General features: G+C 66.5%; 16 protein-coding genes. 13 read left to right on the forward strand and 3 right to left on the reverse strand.

Annotated elements, in window-relative coordinates; genetic code table 11:
- The first annotated feature begins 205 nt into the window (after positions 1 to 205).
- The 9 genes from ALTAJ2_RS01115 to argS all read left to right on the forward strand — a co-directional run bounded on the left by ALTAJ2_RS01115 (position 206) and on the right by argS (position 8,102).
- Positions 206 to 490 (forward strand): hypothetical protein, encoded by a 285-nt coding sequence (locus ALTAJ2_RS01115; protein WP_007108712.1) that lies wholly within the window; start codon positions 206 to 208, stop codon positions 488 to 490.
- Between the two features lie 127 nt (positions 491 to 617).
- Entirely contained in the window at positions 618 to 1,220 is a 603-nt protein-coding gene (locus tag ALTAJ2_RS01120; protein WP_007108711.1) for a hypothetical protein, read from the forward strand.
- 32 nt (positions 1,221 to 1,252) lie between these two features.
- Positions 1,253 to 1,690, forward strand: a complete 438-nt coding sequence (locus ALTAJ2_RS01125) for a DUF4870 domain-containing protein (protein WP_007108710.1) — start codon at positions 1,253 to 1,255, stop codon at positions 1,688 to 1,690.
- A gap of 64 nt (positions 1,691 to 1,754) precedes the next feature.
- On the forward strand, positions 1,755 to 2,591 hold the full coding sequence (locus ALTAJ2_RS01130; protein WP_007108709.1) for a proline dehydrogenase family protein: 837 nt from the start codon (positions 1,755 to 1,757) through the stop codon (positions 2,589 to 2,591).
- A 223-nt stretch (positions 2,592 to 2,814) separates the two neighbouring features.
- Positions 2,815 to 3,774 (forward strand): succinylglutamate desuccinylase/aspartoacylase family protein, encoded by a 960-nt coding sequence (locus ALTAJ2_RS01135; protein ID WP_007108708.1) that lies wholly within the window; start codon positions 2,815 to 2,817, stop codon positions 3,772 to 3,774.
- A gap of 1 nt (position 3,775) precedes the next feature.
- Positions 3,776 to 4,933, forward strand: a complete 1,158-nt coding sequence (locus tag ALTAJ2_RS01140) for a pyridoxal-phosphate dependent enzyme (RefSeq protein ID WP_007108707.1) — start codon at positions 3,776 to 3,778, stop codon at positions 4,931 to 4,933.
- A 25-nt stretch (positions 4,934 to 4,958) separates the two neighbouring features.
- Positions 4,959 to 5,495 carry an NUDIX domain-containing protein gene (locus ALTAJ2_RS01145; protein ID WP_007108706.1) on the forward strand — a complete coding sequence of 179 codons (537 nt, stop codon included), beginning with the start codon at positions 4,959 to 4,961 and terminating at the stop codon, positions 5,493 to 5,495.
- A 78-nt stretch (positions 5,496 to 5,573) separates the two neighbouring features.
- Complete coding sequence (gene udk / locus ALTAJ2_RS01150) at positions 5,574 to 6,248, forward strand: uridine kinase (protein ID WP_007108705.1); 675 nt, start codon at positions 5,574 to 5,576, stop codon at positions 6,246 to 6,248.
- A gap of 75 nt (positions 6,249 to 6,323) precedes the next feature.
- Positions 6,324 to 8,102 carry an arginine--tRNA ligase gene (argS, locus tag ALTAJ2_RS01155; RefSeq protein ID WP_050031410.1) on the forward strand — a complete coding sequence of 593 codons (1,779 nt, stop codon included), beginning with the start codon at positions 6,324 to 6,326 and terminating at the stop codon, positions 8,100 to 8,102.
- Between the two features lie 64 nt (positions 8,103 to 8,166).
- On the opposite strand, the gene ALTAJ2_RS01160 is transcribed toward argS, so the two are convergent.
- A complete protein-coding gene (locus tag ALTAJ2_RS01160; RefSeq protein ID WP_007108703.1) occupies positions 8,167 to 8,700 on the reverse strand; it encodes a hypothetical protein in 534 nt (177 codons plus the stop codon).
- A 299-nt stretch (positions 8,701 to 8,999) separates the two neighbouring features.
- A complete protein-coding gene (minD, locus tag ALTAJ2_RS01165) occupies positions 9,000 to 9,860 on the reverse strand; it encodes a cell division ATPase MinD (protein WP_007108702.1) in 861 nt (286 codons plus the stop codon).
- A gap of 180 nt (positions 9,861 to 10,040) precedes the next feature.
- On the opposite strand from minD, the gene prf1 reads away from it, so the two are divergent.
- Positions 10,041 to 11,300, forward strand: coding sequence for a peptide chain release factor aRF-1 (gene prf1 / locus ALTAJ2_RS01170; RefSeq protein WP_007108701.1), 1,260 nt, complete (start codon positions 10,041 to 10,043; stop codon positions 11,298 to 11,300).
- A 90-nt stretch (positions 11,301 to 11,390) separates the two neighbouring features.
- Here the strand turns inward: prf1 and ALTAJ2_RS01175 are convergent, their stop codons facing one another.
- Positions 11,391 to 12,482 carry a DUF2891 domain-containing protein gene (locus tag ALTAJ2_RS01175; RefSeq protein ID WP_007108700.1) on the reverse strand — a complete coding sequence of 364 codons (1,092 nt, stop codon included), beginning with the start codon at positions 12,480 to 12,482 and terminating at the stop codon, positions 11,391 to 11,393.
- A gap of 122 nt (positions 12,483 to 12,604) precedes the next feature.
- Between ALTAJ2_RS01175 and ALTAJ2_RS01180 the strand changes: the two genes are divergently transcribed.
- From ALTAJ2_RS01180 to ALTAJ2_RS01190, 3 genes are all read left to right on the forward strand, one after another.
- A complete protein-coding gene (locus tag ALTAJ2_RS01180; RefSeq protein ID WP_007108699.1) occupies positions 12,605 to 13,534 on the forward strand; it encodes an NAD-dependent epimerase/dehydratase family protein in 930 nt (309 codons plus the stop codon).
- Positions 13,535 to 13,667: 133 nt separating this feature from the next.
- On the forward strand, positions 13,668 to 14,834 hold the full coding sequence (locus ALTAJ2_RS01185; protein WP_007108698.1) for a lysylphosphatidylglycerol synthase transmembrane domain-containing protein: 1,167 nt from the start codon (positions 13,668 to 13,670) through the stop codon (positions 14,832 to 14,834).
- Between the two features lie 14 nt (positions 14,835 to 14,848).
- Positions 14,849 to 16,030: an alpha-1,4-glucan-protein synthase gene (locus ALTAJ2_RS01190; protein ID WP_007108697.1), complete on the forward strand. Its 1,182-nt coding sequence runs from the start codon at positions 14,849 to 14,851 to the stop codon at positions 16,028 to 16,030.
- Positions 16,031 to 16,040: the final 10 nt, after the last annotated feature.

The following is a 16,040-nucleotide window of genomic DNA, read 5'->3' on the forward strand; positions in this document are numbered from 1 at the left end:
GTGATGCTGACAGCGGACCGGCCGTTCTTTCTCGGTCACCCAACTCGAAGCGCGGGTCGGCCCCGATATCGGCGAGGACCAGCTCCGGGAGCGGCTCGCGGAACTCCGCGAGCGCGGCGTCGTCGCCGTCGAGACGTATCCGTCGGCGACGACCCTCTACTATATCGATCATCCCGGTGCGGCCGACTCGCATCCCGCGGGCGAGATGCGGCCGCAGTCGGTCGCGAACCCGCTCGATCGGCTCTCGGCGAGGGACTTCCTGTTGCTTCGCGAACCGGACGCGATCGGAACGCTCGTCCTCGCGGGCTATCAACTCAGCCTGGTGCTGTTCCTCCTCGGAATCGTCCTGGTCGCTGCCGGACTGGAGGCACCGGTCCACAGCGACTACGGGCTTTGGACCGCCGCACTGAACCTGCTCCTGCTCTGTGTGGTGATCCGGCTCGCCGAGCGCACCGCGCGGCGGGTCCGCTCGCGACGGGACCGGTCCTGACTCGCGTCCGCACCCAGCGGGCGTCACGTCCGGTCACTGATCGGGTTTGCGGGCGCAACATCGCGTTTGGTGCCCGCCAAATCCATCTGGGGGTTTAATTTATCCCCCGCCGATTGCTCTGCCACCGATGGCGACTCTCCCGACGTGGATCGACGAGCGGCTCGATCCGACGCTCGACAAGAAACTCACGCAGCGACACGTCGTCGAAGTCATGGTCGAATCCGACCGGCCGTTCTTTTCGGTCCAGCAACTCCGCTCGCGCGTCAGCCCGACCGTCAGCAAGGAGACCGTTCGGAACCGACTCGACGAACTCCGCGAGATCGACGTCGTCGCCGCGGAGACCTATCCGGAGACGATCACGCTGTACTACATCAACCACCCGGAATCACCGTGGCCGATCTCACCGGCGGGGCAACGCGCGCTCGATCACGATTCGCCCCTCGAGACGCTGTCGCTCGCGGACTTCCTTCGACTCCGGAACCCGGCCGGTATCAGGACGCTGGTATTGGCTGGCCTGCAGCTCAGTCTGGTGCTGTTCGCCGTCGGCGTCGGGCTGATCGTGCTGTCGATAGACGCCCCCGTCGAAGCCAGCCACGGGCTGTTGGGTGCCGCCGGCAACCTCTTCGTCGTCTGTCTGGTCCTGCTCGGTGCCGAACGCCTCGCTCGAGCGGTCCGTGACGACGGCGTCAGTGGAGCCGTGCCGACGCCGAACAGGTTCGAACCGAAGTAACGGCCGCCGACTCACCTCGCACGTTCAAAACGATGTCAACGAACTCATCACCGACCGAATCGCCCACGACCGAACCCGGCCCGTCGATCCTCGCGGAGCGGACGCTCCTGGGAATCTTCGTCCATTTCATCGCGATACTGCCGTTTATCGGACCGATCGCCGCCGTCGTCATTTACCTGGTCTCGAGCCACGAGTTCACGCGGGCGAACGCTCGGAACGCGCTCGATTGGCACCTGTTCGTCATCGGATCGGTTCTCGCGGCGTTCGCGCTCCTGATCGGGCTGGACACGCTGTTCGAGTACGTCACGGTGCCGGACCTCCTCGAATCCGCCGTCTTGCTTCCCGTCTTCGTCTTGGTACTCGCCGCGATGTCCCTCGGACTGCTCAGCGCCGTCATCTGGATCGTCGCGATGGCGAAAGCCATCTTCGGCGAGGCGTGGCGCTATCCGTTCGCCCCGGAACTCGTGTGACCGCCCGCGGCCGTCGCCGAGAACCGGAGGAACACCCTTACGCGTGGCTCCCGAGGGGTCCGATATGCTCCCACCCATCGCGAACCGGTTCGTCGCGGGGGACTCGCCTGCGGAAGCGCTCGAGCACGTCCGTCGGTTGAACGAGCGCGACGTGAACGGGATCGTCAACCTCCTCGGCGAGCACCACGACGACCGCGAGAGCGTCGACGCCGACGCCGCCGAATACCGACGCCTCGTCGCCGATATTGCGGGCTCGCGGCTCGCGGCTGCCGTCTCGGTCAAGCCCTCGCAACTGGGGCTCGACCTCGGCGAGGACGTCTTCCGGACGACGTTAGCCGCCGTCGTCGACGCGGCGGCCGAACGGGACGTCTTCGTCTGGATCGACATGGAGGATCACACGACGACCGACGCGACGCTGGACGCGTTCGAAGCCCTCGCGCGGGAACACGAGGGCGGCGTCGGCGTCTGTGTGCAGGCCAATCTCCGCCGGACGCGAGCGGATCTCAGGCGACTGGCCGACGTCCCCGGCAAAGTCCGTCTAGTCAAGGGCGCGTACGACCCGCCGGCCGACGTGGCCTACACCGATCCCGCGCGGGTCGATCGGGAGTATCGGGACCTGCTCGAGTACGCGTTCGACCGCTACGACGGCGGGATCGGGGTGGGAAGCCACGATCCCGCGATGATCGAGCACGCGACGGCCCTCCACGAGCGCCACGGCACCGAGTTCGAAATCCAGATGCTCATGGGCGTCCGCGAGGACGCCCAGTACGAACTGGCCGCGGAGTACGAGGTCTGGCAGTACGTTCCCTACGGCGACCGCTGGCTGTCCTACTTCTACCGGCGAGTCGTGGAACGGCGTGAGAACCTCCGGTTCGCGCTCCGCGCCGTTCTCACCGGCTGAACGGGCCAACAGTATCGCCACGTCGAACCCTCACGCCCGGTAGGCGACAGCGGTGTGGCTATCGGTGCTCCGATGGCCACACGAACCGCGCGATGGAGCGCGCTATCGCGTCCCGGCCTCGAGCGGCGACCTGGCGCGACCGACCCGGCTCGCTCGCGTCCGGTGCCCGACGGTCGGGATCAAAGGATAGTATAAAGGCAGACGGCTCCATCGTGGTGGACATATGACGACGACGCTCGGAACCGCAAGCGCGGGGCCCGGCGAGATCGATACGGGCCGTCTCGAGATCGGCGAGACGCGGGACGGGAGCCCGTTCGGACTGCCGGTTGCCGTCGTAAACGGTGCGACTGCGGGGAAGACCCTCTACATGCAGGCGGCCAGTGACGGCGACGAACTCAACGGCGTCGGCGTCGTCCAACGCGTCGTGCCGCGACTCGATCCCGCCGAGATCTCGGGGACGATTCTCATCGTCGGGATCGTCAACTACCACGCGTTCCAGGTCGCCGAACACCGCAATCCGATCGACGACACGAAGATGAATCGCGCCTACCCCGGCAACGAGGGCGGCACCTCGAGCGAGCGGATCGCGGCCGCCACGTTCGATATCGCGACCGAGGCGGACCTGATCCTCGATCTCCACCAGGGATCGACCAGTCGGATGCTGGACGAGGTCCGCGTCCGCTGTGGGAAGCGCCACCGGCTCCACGACCAGTGTCTCGAACTCGCGAAAGCCTTCGGCTGCGGGTACGTCCTCGACCAGAAGGGGCCGGACGGCCAACTGGCCCGCGCGGCTCCCGACGACGGGATTCCCACCGTCGATCCCGAACTCGGCGGGGCCGTCGGCTGGGACGAGGAGAGCATCCGAACGGGCGTCGACGGCGTGTTCAACGTCCTCCGCTACTACGACTTCCTCGACGACGACCAGCCGCTCGAGACCCAGACCCGCGCCAGGGGGTTCGAACAGTACGGGGCTCCGGCGGGCGGGCTCGTGACCATGCACAAGGACCTCGGCGACCGAGTCCGTGCCGGCGAGACGGTGTTCGAAGTAACGACTCCCTTCGGGGAACCGAAGGCCGAGGTGACGGCCGACGGGAGCGGCATCCTCTGGCGGGCCCGGCGACTCCCGCAGGTCGCGACCGGCGAGTACGTCTGTTCGATCGGCACCGACGTCGGTGAGTACTGAGATGGCCTCCGATCTCACCTGCCCCGACTGCGGGACCGTCTACGAGGCCGGCCCGGACGAGCCGTGGCGCTGTGGCTGTGGCCGCGCCCTAGAGTTCACCGAACGACCGCATCCGCAGGGCGATCCGTTGCCGCTGCACAGCCTCGATACCAGCGAGGGGCTGTGGACGTTCTTCGAGTTCCTCCCGATCGAGCAGCACGTCACCTTCTACGAGGGCTTTACGCCGACGGTCGAGGCCCCCGACTGGGACGCGCGGTTCAAACTCGAGTACGTCTTCCCGACGGGGTCGTTCAAGGACCGCGGCGCGACGACGACCCTCTCGCGGGCGGTCGAACTCGGCGTCGAGAAGGTTCTCGAGGATTCCTCCGGCAACGCGGGCGCGTCGATCGCGACCTACGCGGCCCGTGCGGGCGTCGACGCGGATATCTACGTCCCGGCGGACGTCAAACAGTCCAAGCTGATGACGATCCAGCGGGCCGACGCCCGCCCGGTTCGCATCGAAGGAGCCCGAGAGGACGTGACCGCGGCCTGTCTCGAGGCCGTCGAAGGCGACGCGACCGACGGCGATTCGACGGGTGACGAGAGCGGTGCCCCGTACCAGACCGGCGAGGGCTGGTACGCCAGCCACGCCTGGAACCCCGCGTTCTACGCCGGGACGATGACCTTCGCGTTCGAGGTGGCCGCCCAGCAAGGGTGGACAGTCCCCGACGCCGTCGTCCTCCCGCTCGGTCACGGCACGCTCTTCCTCGGGGCGTATCGGGGCTTTTCCCTCCTCAACGAGGCCGGCATCGTCGACGGAATGCCGCGCCTGCTCGGCGCACAGGCGGCCGGCTACGCGCCGATCGTCGCCGCGCTCGGCGGCGATACTACCGACGCGGAAGGCGAACGGACGGACATCGCCGACGGCATCCAGATCACCGAACCCGCCCGCGGCACCGAGATCGTCGACGCGATCGAGGCGACCGACGGCGACGCGATCGCGCTCGGCGGGGACGCGATCGAAACCGCGCTAGACCGACTCCACCGCAACGGCTTTTACGTCGAGCCGACCTGCGCGGTCGCGCCGGCGGCCCTCGAGCAGTACCGCGAGGACGGCGTCATCGACGCCGACGACGACGTCGTCGTGCCGCTGACCGGCAGCGGACTGAAAACCCTATGACGGTTCGGTGCTGATCCGTCGGTAGATGGTCAGCCGACCGCCGACGTTCTGCCCCGACTGCGGCACTCGCCTCGAGTCGATCAGGTTCGACGGTCGCGAGCGCATGCGCTGTCCGCCCTGTGACGCGATCGTCTGGCACAACCCGGTCCCGTGTGCCGGCGTCGCGGTCGTCGACCGATCGGGGCCGGAGCCGGCCGTCCTCTGCGTCGAACGCGGCGTCCCGCCGGGGGTCGGCGAGTGGACTATTCCCGGCGGCCACATGGAAATCGGCGAGGAGCCGCCCGCAGCGGCCGCGCGCGAACTCCGCGAGGAGACCGGCGTCGCCGTCGATCCCGCCGCCCTCGAGATCCTCAGCGCGTCGACGATGCCACCTCGCGAGGGCAAACACGTCGTGACGGTCCACTACGTGGCCGACCGTGCCGACGCCGCGGGAGACCCGGAGGCGGGCAGCGACGCCGCGGACGCGCGGTTCTGGACCCCCTCGGCGTTCGACGCCTCGGGTGAGACGTTTCGACCGGTACACGAGGCCCGGTTTCGCGAGGCTGCCGCGGTGCTCGAGTGAGCGGCGACGACGACGGGCGGGCGGCGCGGCCGCCACGGGATCAGGGGATTCATTAGCGCCCCATCCCAGATTCGGACGATGAGTTCACCGTCATTCGCTATCGGGATCGCCGGCGGGACGGGTGCCGGAAAGACGACGGTCGCGCGCACGGTGTCTGAGACCGTCGGCGAGGCCGTTACGCGAATCCCGCTCGACAATTACTACAAGGACCTCTCGCACCTCGCGTTCGAGGAACGCGAGCAGGTCAACTACGACCATCCATCGGCCTTCGAGTGGGAGTTGCTTCGGGAGCAACTCGAGGCGCTGCTGGCGGGCCGATCGATCGAGATGCCACAGTACGACTTCGAAGTCCACAATCGAACCGACGAGCGCGTCACCGTCGACCCCTCGGAGATACTCGTGCTCGAGGGAATCCTGTCCCTGTACGACGAGGAGATCCGCGAGCTACTCGATCTGCGAGTGTACGTGATGACCGACGCGGACGTCCGCATCCTGCGGCGGATCGAACGCGACGTCATCGAGCGCGGACGCGATCTCAAGGGCGTCATCGACCAGTACCTCGAGACGGTCAAACCGATGCACGAGCGGTTCGTCGCCCCGACCAAAAAGCAAGCGGACGTGATCATTCCCGAAGGCGCAAACCGGATGGCGATGGATCTCCTGATCGAGAAGGTACAGGCCGAACTGCCGGACGACTCGGACCGACCCGGCGTCGACCGCGAACTGTCGGTCAACGGCCAGGCGCTCGACTGACACCCCCGATTCCGACGCGACGGGAGCGAGACCAAACCCGACATTCCTTTACTCGAGCCCTGAATACGGGCGGGTATGTTCCTCTCCCTACGCGCGGAGGTCGAGGACGCCCTCGAGCGGGCGCTCGCCGAACTCGACTTCCCGACGGACGATCTCGGGATCGAAGAACCGCCGGACGACGTCGCGAGCGTCCTCGCCTCGAGCGTGGCGTTCCGACTCGCCGGCGAGGCCGGCGCGCCGCCGCCACAGGTCGCCGGACGGATCGCCGACGAGATCGATGCCGACGAACTGACCTACGTCGCCGACGTGCAGACGCAGGGGCCGTATCTCAACTTCCTGCCGAGCGACGCCTATCTCGCCGACACGCTCGCCGAAGCGACCGACGAGACGTACGGCCACCTGTCGGACCGCGAGGAATCGGTCGTCGTCGAGCACACGAGCGCGAACCCGACGGGGCCGGTCCACGTCGGCCGCGCCCGGAACCCGATCATCGGCGATGCGGTCGCGAACCTGCTCGATTTCGCGGGCTACGACGTCGACCGCCACTACTACGTCAACGACGCCGGCCGGCAGATGGCCGTCTTCACCTGGGCTTACGAGACATTCGACGAGACCGCTCTCGAGGACGACCCCGAGCGCGACCGCATCGAGTACGATCTCGTACGCTACTACCGCAAAGGCAACGCCTACCTCGAGAACGCGCCCGAAGCGGACGTCGAGGAGGCCGAGGCCGAGATCGAGGCGATCATGCAGGGGCTCGAGGCCGGCGACGACGAGGCCTACGAACGGGTCAGCGAGGTCGTCGACCAGGTCCTCGGCGGCATGACGGAGTGTCTCGCCCGCCTACCTGCCGAGTTCGACGAGTTCGTCAAGGAGACGCGGTTCATGCGAAACGGAGCGACCGACGACCTCGTCGACCGCTTGCAGGCCCTCGACGAGGCGGTCTACGAGGACGACGCCTGGCAACTCGAACTCGAGGACCACGGCATCGACAAGAACCTCGTCTTCCTGCGCTCGGACGGTACCTCGCTGTACGCGACCCGCGATCTAGCCCACCACGAGTGGAAGTTCGACGAGTACGACCGCGCGGTGACGGTACTGGGCGAGGATCACAAGCTCCAGGCCAAGCAGGTCCGAACGACTCTCGAGTTGCTGGGCAACGAGACCGACCAGCTCCGACAGGTCCTCTATTCGTACGTCAACCTCCCCGAAGGGAAGATGAGCACGCGCCGGGGGACCGGCGTCGATCTCGATGACCTGCTCGACGAGGCGATCGACCGCGCCCGCGACGAGGTCGAGGATCGACTGGACGACCGCATCCGGGACGACGACTTAGACGAGGGCGACATCGAGCGCATCGCCCATCAGGTCGGAATCGGCGCGGTCCGCTACGATATCGTCTCGAAACAGCCGACGAAGGCGATCACCTTCGAGTGGGACCGCGCGCTCGACTTCGAGGCCCAGTCCGCTCCCTACGTCCAGTACGTCCACGCGCGCTGTTGTGGCATTCTCGAGGAGGCGGGCATCGATCCCGAGACCGGAATGGCCGACGTCGAGACCGCCGTCGACGCCGACCTGCTCGAGACCGAGGCCGAGCGGGACCTCCTCGAGACGATCGCGCGCTTCCCGGCAGTCGTCGACGAGGCCGCCGACGACCTCGAGCCACACCAGATCGCGACCTACACCCGCGAGTTCGCCGACCGGTTCAACGGCTTCTATCGGGAGTGTCCGGTGCTGGCCGACGACGTCGACCCCGCGGTCCGCGAGGCGCGACTGGCCCTGGTCGCGGCCTCGAAACACGCGGTCGCGAACGCCCTCTCGATCCTAGGCGTGGCCGCGCCGCGGTCGATGTAGGCTCGGCGGCCCGACGGCTGGTCGTCGGTGCGGCCGAAAGAACGACGCCGATCAGCACGATCCGTTAGTACGTCTCGTCGGTCGTGTCGAGGACGCTTTCGACGAACTCGTCCTCGTCCATCTCGTCGTTGATGTACGCGAGCGCCCACTTGACGTCGACGTAGAATGCCATTACCTTCGCGCCGTCCTTCTCGAGCACCCAGGTGATGCTGTCGATCGCGGCCGCGAGCTTCTCGGCGTCGGTGATCGCCGCAGTGAGCGTACTTCCGAGCGACTGCAGTTCCGCGGTCAGCGTCTCGGGGTCGGTCGTCGTCGTCGTCGCGATGATATCGATCTCGTCGCCGTCCTTGTTCACGTCCTTGATCGAGATCTTGGTGCTGTCGAGGGTCAGTTTGTCACTGTCGAGTCCGGGAATTTCGGTTCCGTCGTCGGTTCCATCGTTGGTTCCGTCGGTCTCATCGCCACCGTCGTTGTCATCGAGCGATTCGTCGCCGTCGGAGTCCGACTTGGAATCGTCGTCGGTCTCGTCGCTGGAACAACCGGCGAGCACGGTTGCGAGCGCTGCGCCACTGCCGAGGAGGATTTTTCGTCGCTCCATGGCCGACCCATCGGGAACCGTCGTGATTAGTAATCAGTTCGTTACGGGTTCGCTCGGCGAGAACGGCGATTTCGTGAACTACGACCCGCCGCGTCGACGTCGGAAGGGGGCGACAAACGGATCGAAACGCGGCCGTGTCGGGCCACTCGCGTCGAGACGGACTGCGTGACTGTCAGCCGGCGATGACGGTCACGTCTCGGTGGTAATCACTGCATTCGGTCCATCGAGTCCGAACGAAGGCCGCTTCGAGGACGGAAGGGATCGGTTACCGACGGCCGGCCGTCGGTGGACCGATCGGCTCAGGGGTCGGATTCGGCTTCCGTGATCGCACTCGAGACGTCGTCGTGAGCCGCTTCCCGACCGTCGTCGTCGCTCGCGGACCCGGCCACGGTGGTGGTCGACTCGTTGTCGGTCTCGTCGTCCCCGTCGTCGTCCGCCGGGACCGGAACCTCGACGCCGGTCACCGTCGTCGCGAGCCGGCGATAGGCGATCGCCGCGGGACCCTCGGGCTCGAAGACGACGAGCGGCGTCCCGGCGTAGACGCTGTCGCGGGCCGCCGGGTCTTCGGGGATCGTACCGAGCAGGGGCACCTCGAGTCGGTCGGCGATGTCGTCGTGGGAGATGTCGCCGTCCGGGTGGGTGCGGGTGAGGACGAGGCCGGCGACGCTGCCGCCGGACCGGTCGGTCAGCTCGATGGTCTTTTTCGTGTCGTGGACCGCAGCGGGTTCGGGCGTCGAGACGAGGATGACGGCGTCGGCCAGTCCCAGCGGCAGGACGGTCTCGTGGCTGATACCGGCGCCGACGTCGAGAAAGACGTAGTCGAACTGGGAGCGTAGCGCTTCGACTGCGTCACGCAGGCCTTCGGGGGAGGTTTCGGCGTACTCGTCGAGGTTCGTGCCGCTCGGAACGGCGACGATGTTGTCCGCCAGTCGATAGGTGGCGTCGTCGATCGATGCGTCTCCGGCTAATACGTCGTGTAGGGTGGTCGAGTCGGGGGTGAGGCTGACGAACCCGGCGAGGTTCGCCATGCCGAGGTCGGTGTCGACGATCGCGACGCGCTCGCCCGCCTCGGCAAGCGCCGTGCCGAGGTTGACCGTCGTCGTCGTCTTCCCGACACCGCCTTTCCCGCTCGCGATGGCATAGACCGTCTCGTGGGACATACGTAGATACTGTCCGGACTGTGGAACGGCATCACCTTAAATCGTGACCTCCCGGCTCGCGGCAACTGCCCGACGCGCTGCCGGGACGTTCCCGGCCGCGTCGCCCGCTCCACCGGCAGCCGTTGGCATCCGGCGGGTGTGTCAAAGGATTCTTACCCACAGCCCCGTTTTATACGGCTAATGAGCCAGGAGGGCGAGCAGGAGCAATCCGACCGGAAAAAGTACGAGTTCCGGAAGGTCATCGAGGACCTCAAGGACTACGACGGCTCCGGAACGCAGCTCGTGACGATCTACATTCCCGACGACAGACAGATCAGTGACGTCGTCCAACACGTCACGCAGGAACACAGCGAAGCGGCCAACATCAAGTCGAAGCAGACCCGAACGGCGGTCCAGGACGCGCTGACGAGTATCAAAGACCGGCTGCGATACTACGACACCTACCCGCCGGACAACGGCATCGTACTCTTTTCCGGTGCCGTCGACTCCGGCGGCGGCCGGACCGACATGGTCACCAAAGTCCTCGAGAGCCCGCCCCAACCCATCGAATCCTTCCGCTATCACTGCGACTCGGATTTCCTGACCGAACCGCTCGAAGAGATGCTGGCCGACAAGGGCCTCTACGGCCTGATCGTCCTCGATCGCCGCGAGGCGAACGTCGGCTGGCTGAAGGGCAAGCGCATCGAGCCGGTCAAGTCCGCCTCCTCACTGGTCCCCGGCAAGCAGCGCAAAGGTGGCCAGTCCGCACAGCGATTCGCCCGCCTGCGACTCGAGGCCATCGACAACTTCTATCAGGAGGTCGCGGGGATGGCAAACGACCTGTTCGTGCCGCGACGCCACGAACTCGACGGGATCCTCGTGGGCGGTCCCTCGCCGACCAAAGACGAGTTCCTCGACGGCGATTACCTCCACCACGAGATCCAGGACAACGTCATCGGAAAGTTCGACGTCGCCTACACGGACGAATCCGGCCTGAAGGACCTCGTCGACAACGCCGAAGACGCGCTTGCCGACGCCGAGGTGATGAAGGACAAGAAGGTGATGGAGGAGTTCTTCGAGGAGCTCAACGCCGGCGAGCTGGCGACCTACGGCTTCGAGCAGACCCGGCGGAACCTCATGATGGGGTCGGTCGACCGACTCCTGATCAGCGAGGACCTCCGGAAGGACGTCATTACGTACGAGTGTCCCGAATGCGGGACTACCGAACGCGAGGTCATCGACCGTCGCAAGTCGACGCCGACCCACACCTGTACCGAGTGTGGCACCGACGTCGAGGGGTCCGACGAGGACCGCGAGGACGCGATCGACCACCTCATCGAGATCGCCGAACAGCGCGGGACCGAGACCAAGTTCATCTCAACGGACTTCGAGAAGGGCGAACAGCTCCTCAACGCGTTCGGCGGGTTCGCCGGTTTGCTTCGCTACTCGACGGGCGTCTAAGCGGTTCCGATCTCGCACGGACCTCGCCACGGCGACGGCTTCTGAACGGGTGATATCGGCCGGTCCGAACGAGGCCCCGCCCAGCCGGCGTTACTCGAGGGGAGTCGACGCCGGCGCGATACCGCCGTCGTTTCTCGTCAGGAGATACAGCACGAACGACGAGAGCCAGTGTGAGCCCGCGTAATGCTCGGTAAAAGCCGGATTCAGACCGCTCTCGACGTGTCGCTCGGCGCTGTGTTCGAACAGATCGGCGTATCGGTGATCGCCGAGGGCCGATGCAATGCCCGCCAGACACCACGCTTTCGAGACGTTCAGTCCGAGGAGGTGGTACGCGACGTCCTCGTCTGGGTTCGACGCCACGGGGACGGGCTCGAGAATCGAATCGTACGGCGAGGCAGTCACGTCCGGCAGGAAGCCGTCGATCCAGACCGCGAACTCGTCCCGGTCGTAGACGCGTCGCATGAGGTCGGCCTCCGTCAGCGACGGCGACAGGAAGTCCCAGCCGAGCGGTTCGTACTCGACGGGCGCGTCGCGGTCGTCGGCGAAGAACTCGACTGCCGTCTCGGAAACGGCAGCCTCCAGCGACGCGTCGTCGACCGTTCTCGCGTAGTCGAGGATGCAGTGCAGAGCGAACGCCGAGTTCTGATGGGTACCCACTCTAAAAGGGCGGTCCTGGGACAGGAAGTCGGATTCGACGAGGGCAACGATCGTCCGCTCTAGGGGCTCGAGGATCGATTTCCATTCGTCCGCGCGGTCGTCGTCCCAGAGGGAGAGCTCCGATACGAGGTGCAAGAGCCACGCCCAGCCGTACGGTTTCTCGAATGACGCGTTCGCGTCGAAGTAGTCGACCTCTCGGTCGATGTTGTCGGCGGTAAACCGGGCATCGAGACTCGCGACGATCTCGGATCGTGCGGGATGGTCGTCGAACAGCCGAAGCTGACGGACGAGTGACCAATGGCTGTGCACCGCCGAGTGCCAGTCGTAACAGCCGTAAAACACCGGGTGCTGCTCCGACGGTCGCTCGACCCCGTCCGGCGAGTCGATCGACCGAACGAAATGCGGGAACTCGGTTTCGATCGATTCCAACGGGTGGCGGGAAAGCGTTTCTGCCGCGTCCGACCCGAACGGGTCGCTGTATCCGGACAGAACCGTACTCGTCTCAACGTCGTCGGGGAAAGTCACTGTTAGTCTCTGTTACAACTTGCATTACATAAGTCCTTGAATCGCTCGTGGTGTGAGGACGCCGTCGGGATGACCCACGTGAAAGACAACAGGATTAACACCCCGCCAATGAACCATCGATCATGTCCCTCTCGAGCCGAGCCGTACTCGTCACCGGCGGAGCCGGGTTCATTGGCTCCCATCTGACCGAGCGCCTGCTCGCCGACGGCGCAACCGTGACAATCGTCGACGATCTCTCGAACGGCGACCGTGACCGCATCCCCGACGACGCTGACTTCCTCGAGGCCGACCTCACCGACCCCGACGCCCTCGACGGCCACCTCGACGATATCGACCTCGTCGTCCACCTCGCGGCGTCGAAACACGTCGACACGGACCAGCCCCACGCCCAGTTCGACGCCAATACGCGGATGACGCGCACCATTCTCGAGGCGATGGCCGACGCGGGGGTCACGGAGATCGCGTACACCTCCTCCTCGACGGTCTACGGCGAGGCCCCGCGGCCGACGCCGGAGGATTACGCGCCGCTCGAGCCGATCAGCGCCTACGGGGCGAGCAAACTCGCTGACGAAGGGTTGCTCTCCGCACGAGCACACAGCCACGACTTGACGGTCTGGAACTTCCGATTCGCGAACGTGGTCGGCCCGCGCCTCCGTGGGGCGGTCATCCCGGATTTCATCCAGAAGCTACAGGACGACCCCGACCACCTGACGATTCTCGGCGACGGGCGGCAGGAGAAGTCCTATCTGCACGTCGAGGACTGTCTCGACGCGATCCTCCACGCGATCGAGCACGCCGATCGAGCGATGAACACCTACAACCTCGGCACGCGGACGACGACCTCGGTCGACCGGATCGCGACCATCGTCGCCGAGGAGTTGGGCGTCGATCCCGACCGCGAGTACACCGGCGGCGAACGGGGCTGGACCGGCGACGTGCCGAAGATGCGCCTCTCGATCGAGAAACTCTCCGCGCTCGGCTGGGAGCCCCGACGCTCGAGCGACGAGGCGGTGCGACGGGCGGCCCGCGAGATCATCGACGAACTGCAGTAAGCCGAGCGGCCCCGCGTTGAACCGACCGGCTGCCGTCGTTTTCTGCCCCGGAAAACATACTCCAGAGTGACGTTATCGCCCGCCAGGAGGTGTTTTAGGTGGGCTTAAATATCTGGGCTCGAAGGACCCGAGCATGAACGACGGGGGCGAGGGATCGGGCGCGCGAGACGCCGACCGCGAGTCGGGGAGGGAGGGCGAGCGATCCGCGAGGGATCGGCTCGCTACGGCGCTGACTCGTCGTCGGCTGACGATCGCGGGAACGATACTCGTCCTCGTGGGCCTGCTCGTCGCCCTCCGAGGGATCGATCTCCGGACCGTTGTGGCCGAGATCTCGAGCGCCGATCCGTTCGTGATCGGGGCCGCAGTCGCCGTCTACGCCGCCTCGTGGCCGCTTCGGGGTCGCCGGTACGGCGACGTGCTAGCCGCGATGGGATATCGAGGGGGCACGGTCGTGCCGACGCTGGCCGTCTTCGTTAGTCAAACGGCGAACCTCGCGATTCCCGCACGGGCCGGCGACGCGGTTCGCGCGTACGTGATGCGGACCCACCGCGATGTCCCCTACGCCGCCGGGTTCGCGTCGCTGGCCGTCGAACGGGTGTTCGATCTGGCCACGATCGCCGCGCTCGCGGGGCTGGCGACCGGCTGGCTCGCGCTGGGCGGCGGGACCGGGCCGCTCGAGATCGTCTCGGCGGCCGGCGGTGCGCGGACCGCTCTCGTCGCCGCGGCGGCCGTGAGCACGGCGACCGCCGGCGTCGGAATCGTCGTCGTCACGTCCGCTCGAGCCGACCACGGCCTGGGCGCGTGGCTGCTGACGCGGGCCGATGGCCGGCCGCGGCTCGCGGGGGCGCTCGAAGCCGGGCTCCGATTCGTGGGCGACGTACAGATAGTCGCCCGGCAGCCGAAAGCGGTCGCGGCGATCGGCGTCGGGAGCCTGCTGGTGTGGATACTCGACGTTCTCACGGCGGTGCTCGTGCTCGCGGCACTGGGCAGCGGGCTGGCGATCGGACCCCTGCTGGCCGTCGGGACGCTGGCGGTCAGCGTGGGCAACCTCGCGAAGGTCCTCCCGCTGTCACAGGGCGGCGTCGGGCTCTACGAGGCCGCGTTCACGGCGCTCGTGGTCGGACTCACCCCGATCGGTGCGAGCACGGCGCTGGCGGCGGCGATCGTCGATCACGCGCTGAAAAACGGTGTGACGCTGGTCGGCGGGGGCGGTGCGGTCGCCTCGCTGGGACTCTCGATTTCGGCGGTGACGGCGGAGAGCGGCGACGCGGAAGACCGACAGGCTTTTAGGCGAGCCTAAAAGACTGCGGGGCAATGAGCCAGGATATCTGCGTCGTCGTCCCGACGATCCGGGAGTACGAATGCATGCGCTCGTACTTCGCGAACGCCCGCAACCACGGTTTCGACCTCGACCGATTGCACGTCGTCCTCGTCACCGAGGACTTCTGTGAGACCGACGAGATGGAATCCATGCTCGAGGACGAAGGTGTCTCCGGCGAGGTCTTCGACGGCAGCCGCCGCGAGGAGTGGTACGCCGACCACGGCGTCTCCGAGTACGGCCACATCGTGCCGGCGGCGAGCCATGCCGAGACGAGTTTCGGCCTGCTTTACATGTGGGCTCACGACGAGTTCGACTACGGCTTCTTCATCGACGACGACACGCTTCCCCACGAGGACCAGGACTTCTTCGGCACGCACATGGAAAACATCGCCTTCGAGGGCGAGGTCGAGGAAGTCTCCTCCGACGAGCAGTGGGTCAACGTCCTCTACCAGAACGCGGACGTTCACGGACTCTACCCGCGCGGCTATCCTTACTCGGCGATGGGCGAGACCGTCGAGACCGATACGACCGAGATCGGCGGCGGCGAGGTCGTCGCCTCGCAGGGCCTGTGGACCAACGTCCCCGACTTGGACGCCGTCCGCATCCTCATGGACGGCGACCTCGAGGGGCAGGCCCAGACCCGGACCTCGAGCGACGACTTCGGCGACGATTTCGTCGCCGCTCGCGGGAACTACCTCACCGTCTGCTCGATGAATCTCGCTTTCCGGCGGGAGGTCATCCCCGCGTTCTACCAGCTCCCGATGGACGACAACGAGTGGGACGTGGGCCGGTTCGACGACATCTGGTCGGGCGTGTTCCTCAAGCGGGCCTGCGACGTGCTCGGCACGCGGATCTACAACGGCGCGCCGCTGTGTGAGCACAACAAGGCACCCCGGAGCACCTTCGACGATCTGAACAACGAGGTGCCGGGGCTGGAACTCAACGAACACCTCTGGCGCGTGATCGACGACGTCGGCGGCGACGCGGACTCCTATGCCGGCGTCTTCGAGGCCATGGCGGACGAACTCGCCGACGGCGACTGGGAGGCGTACAACAACGGCGAATTCTTCAACTACGTCGGCGAACACATGCGCGACTGGCTCGACTGTTTGGCGACGCTGCGCCCGGCGTCCGGTCTCGCGGCCGGCCGCGATCGCGTCGTCGCGGACGACTGAATCGTCAACT

Source organism: Natrinema altunense, from assembly GCF_000731985.1.
In the GTDB taxonomy this organism is placed as follows: Archaea; Halobacteriota; Halobacteria; order Halobacteriales; family Natrialbaceae; genus Natrinema; species Natrinema altunense.

Excerpts from the sequence above, each read along its gene's own strand:
- ALTAJ2_RS01135 (WP_007108708.1), top strand. The coding sequence starts at position 2,815 with ATGACGACGACGCTCGGAACCGCAAGCGCGGGGCCCGGCGAGATCGAT.
- ALTAJ2_RS01140 (WP_007108707.1), top strand. The coding sequence starts at position 3,776 with ATGGCCTCCGATCTCACCTGCCCCGACTGCGGGACCGTCTACGAGGCC.
- ALTAJ2_RS01125 (WP_007108710.1), top strand. The coding sequence starts at position 1,253 with ATGTCAACGAACTCATCACCGACCGAATCGCCCACGACCGAACCCGGC.
- ALTAJ2_RS01120 (WP_007108711.1), top strand. The coding sequence starts at position 618 with ATGGCGACTCTCCCGACGTGGATCGACGAGCGGCTCGATCCGACGCTC.
- ALTAJ2_RS01145 (WP_007108706.1), top strand. The coding sequence starts at position 4,959 with ATGGTCAGCCGACCGCCGACGTTCTGCCCCGACTGCGGCACTCGCCTC.
- udk (WP_007108705.1), top strand. The coding sequence starts at position 5,574 with ATGAGTTCACCGTCATTCGCTATCGGGATCGCCGGCGGGACGGGTGCC.
- prf1 (WP_007108701.1), top strand. The coding sequence starts at position 10,041 with ATGAGCCAGGAGGGCGAGCAGGAGCAATCCGACCGGAAAAAGTACGAG.
- ALTAJ2_RS01115 (WP_007108712.1), top strand. The coding sequence starts at position 206 with ATGCGGCCGCAGTCGGTCGCGAACCCGCTCGATCGGCTCTCGGCGAGG.
- argS (WP_050031410.1), top strand. The coding sequence starts at position 6,324 with ATGTTCCTCTCCCTACGCGCGGAGGTCGAGGACGCCCTCGAGCGGGCG.
- minD (WP_007108702.1), bottom strand. The coding sequence starts at position 9,860 with ATGTCCCACGAGACGGTCTATGCCATCGCGAGCGGGAAAGGCGGTGTC.
- ALTAJ2_RS01180 (WP_007108699.1), top strand. The coding sequence starts at position 12,605 with ATGTCCCTCTCGAGCCGAGCCGTACTCGTCACCGGCGGAGCCGGGTTC.
- ALTAJ2_RS01185 (WP_007108698.1), top strand. The coding sequence starts at position 13,668 with ATGAACGACGGGGGCGAGGGATCGGGCGCGCGAGACGCCGACCGCGAG.
- ALTAJ2_RS01190 (WP_007108697.1), top strand. The coding sequence starts at position 14,849 with ATGAGCCAGGATATCTGCGTCGTCGTCCCGACGATCCGGGAGTACGAA.
- ALTAJ2_RS01130 (WP_007108709.1), top strand. The coding sequence starts at position 1,755 with ATGCTCCCACCCATCGCGAACCGGTTCGTCGCGGGGGACTCGCCTGCG.
- ALTAJ2_RS01160 (WP_007108703.1), bottom strand. The coding sequence starts at position 8,700 with ATGGAGCGACGAAAAATCCTCCTCGGCAGTGGCGCAGCGCTCGCAACC.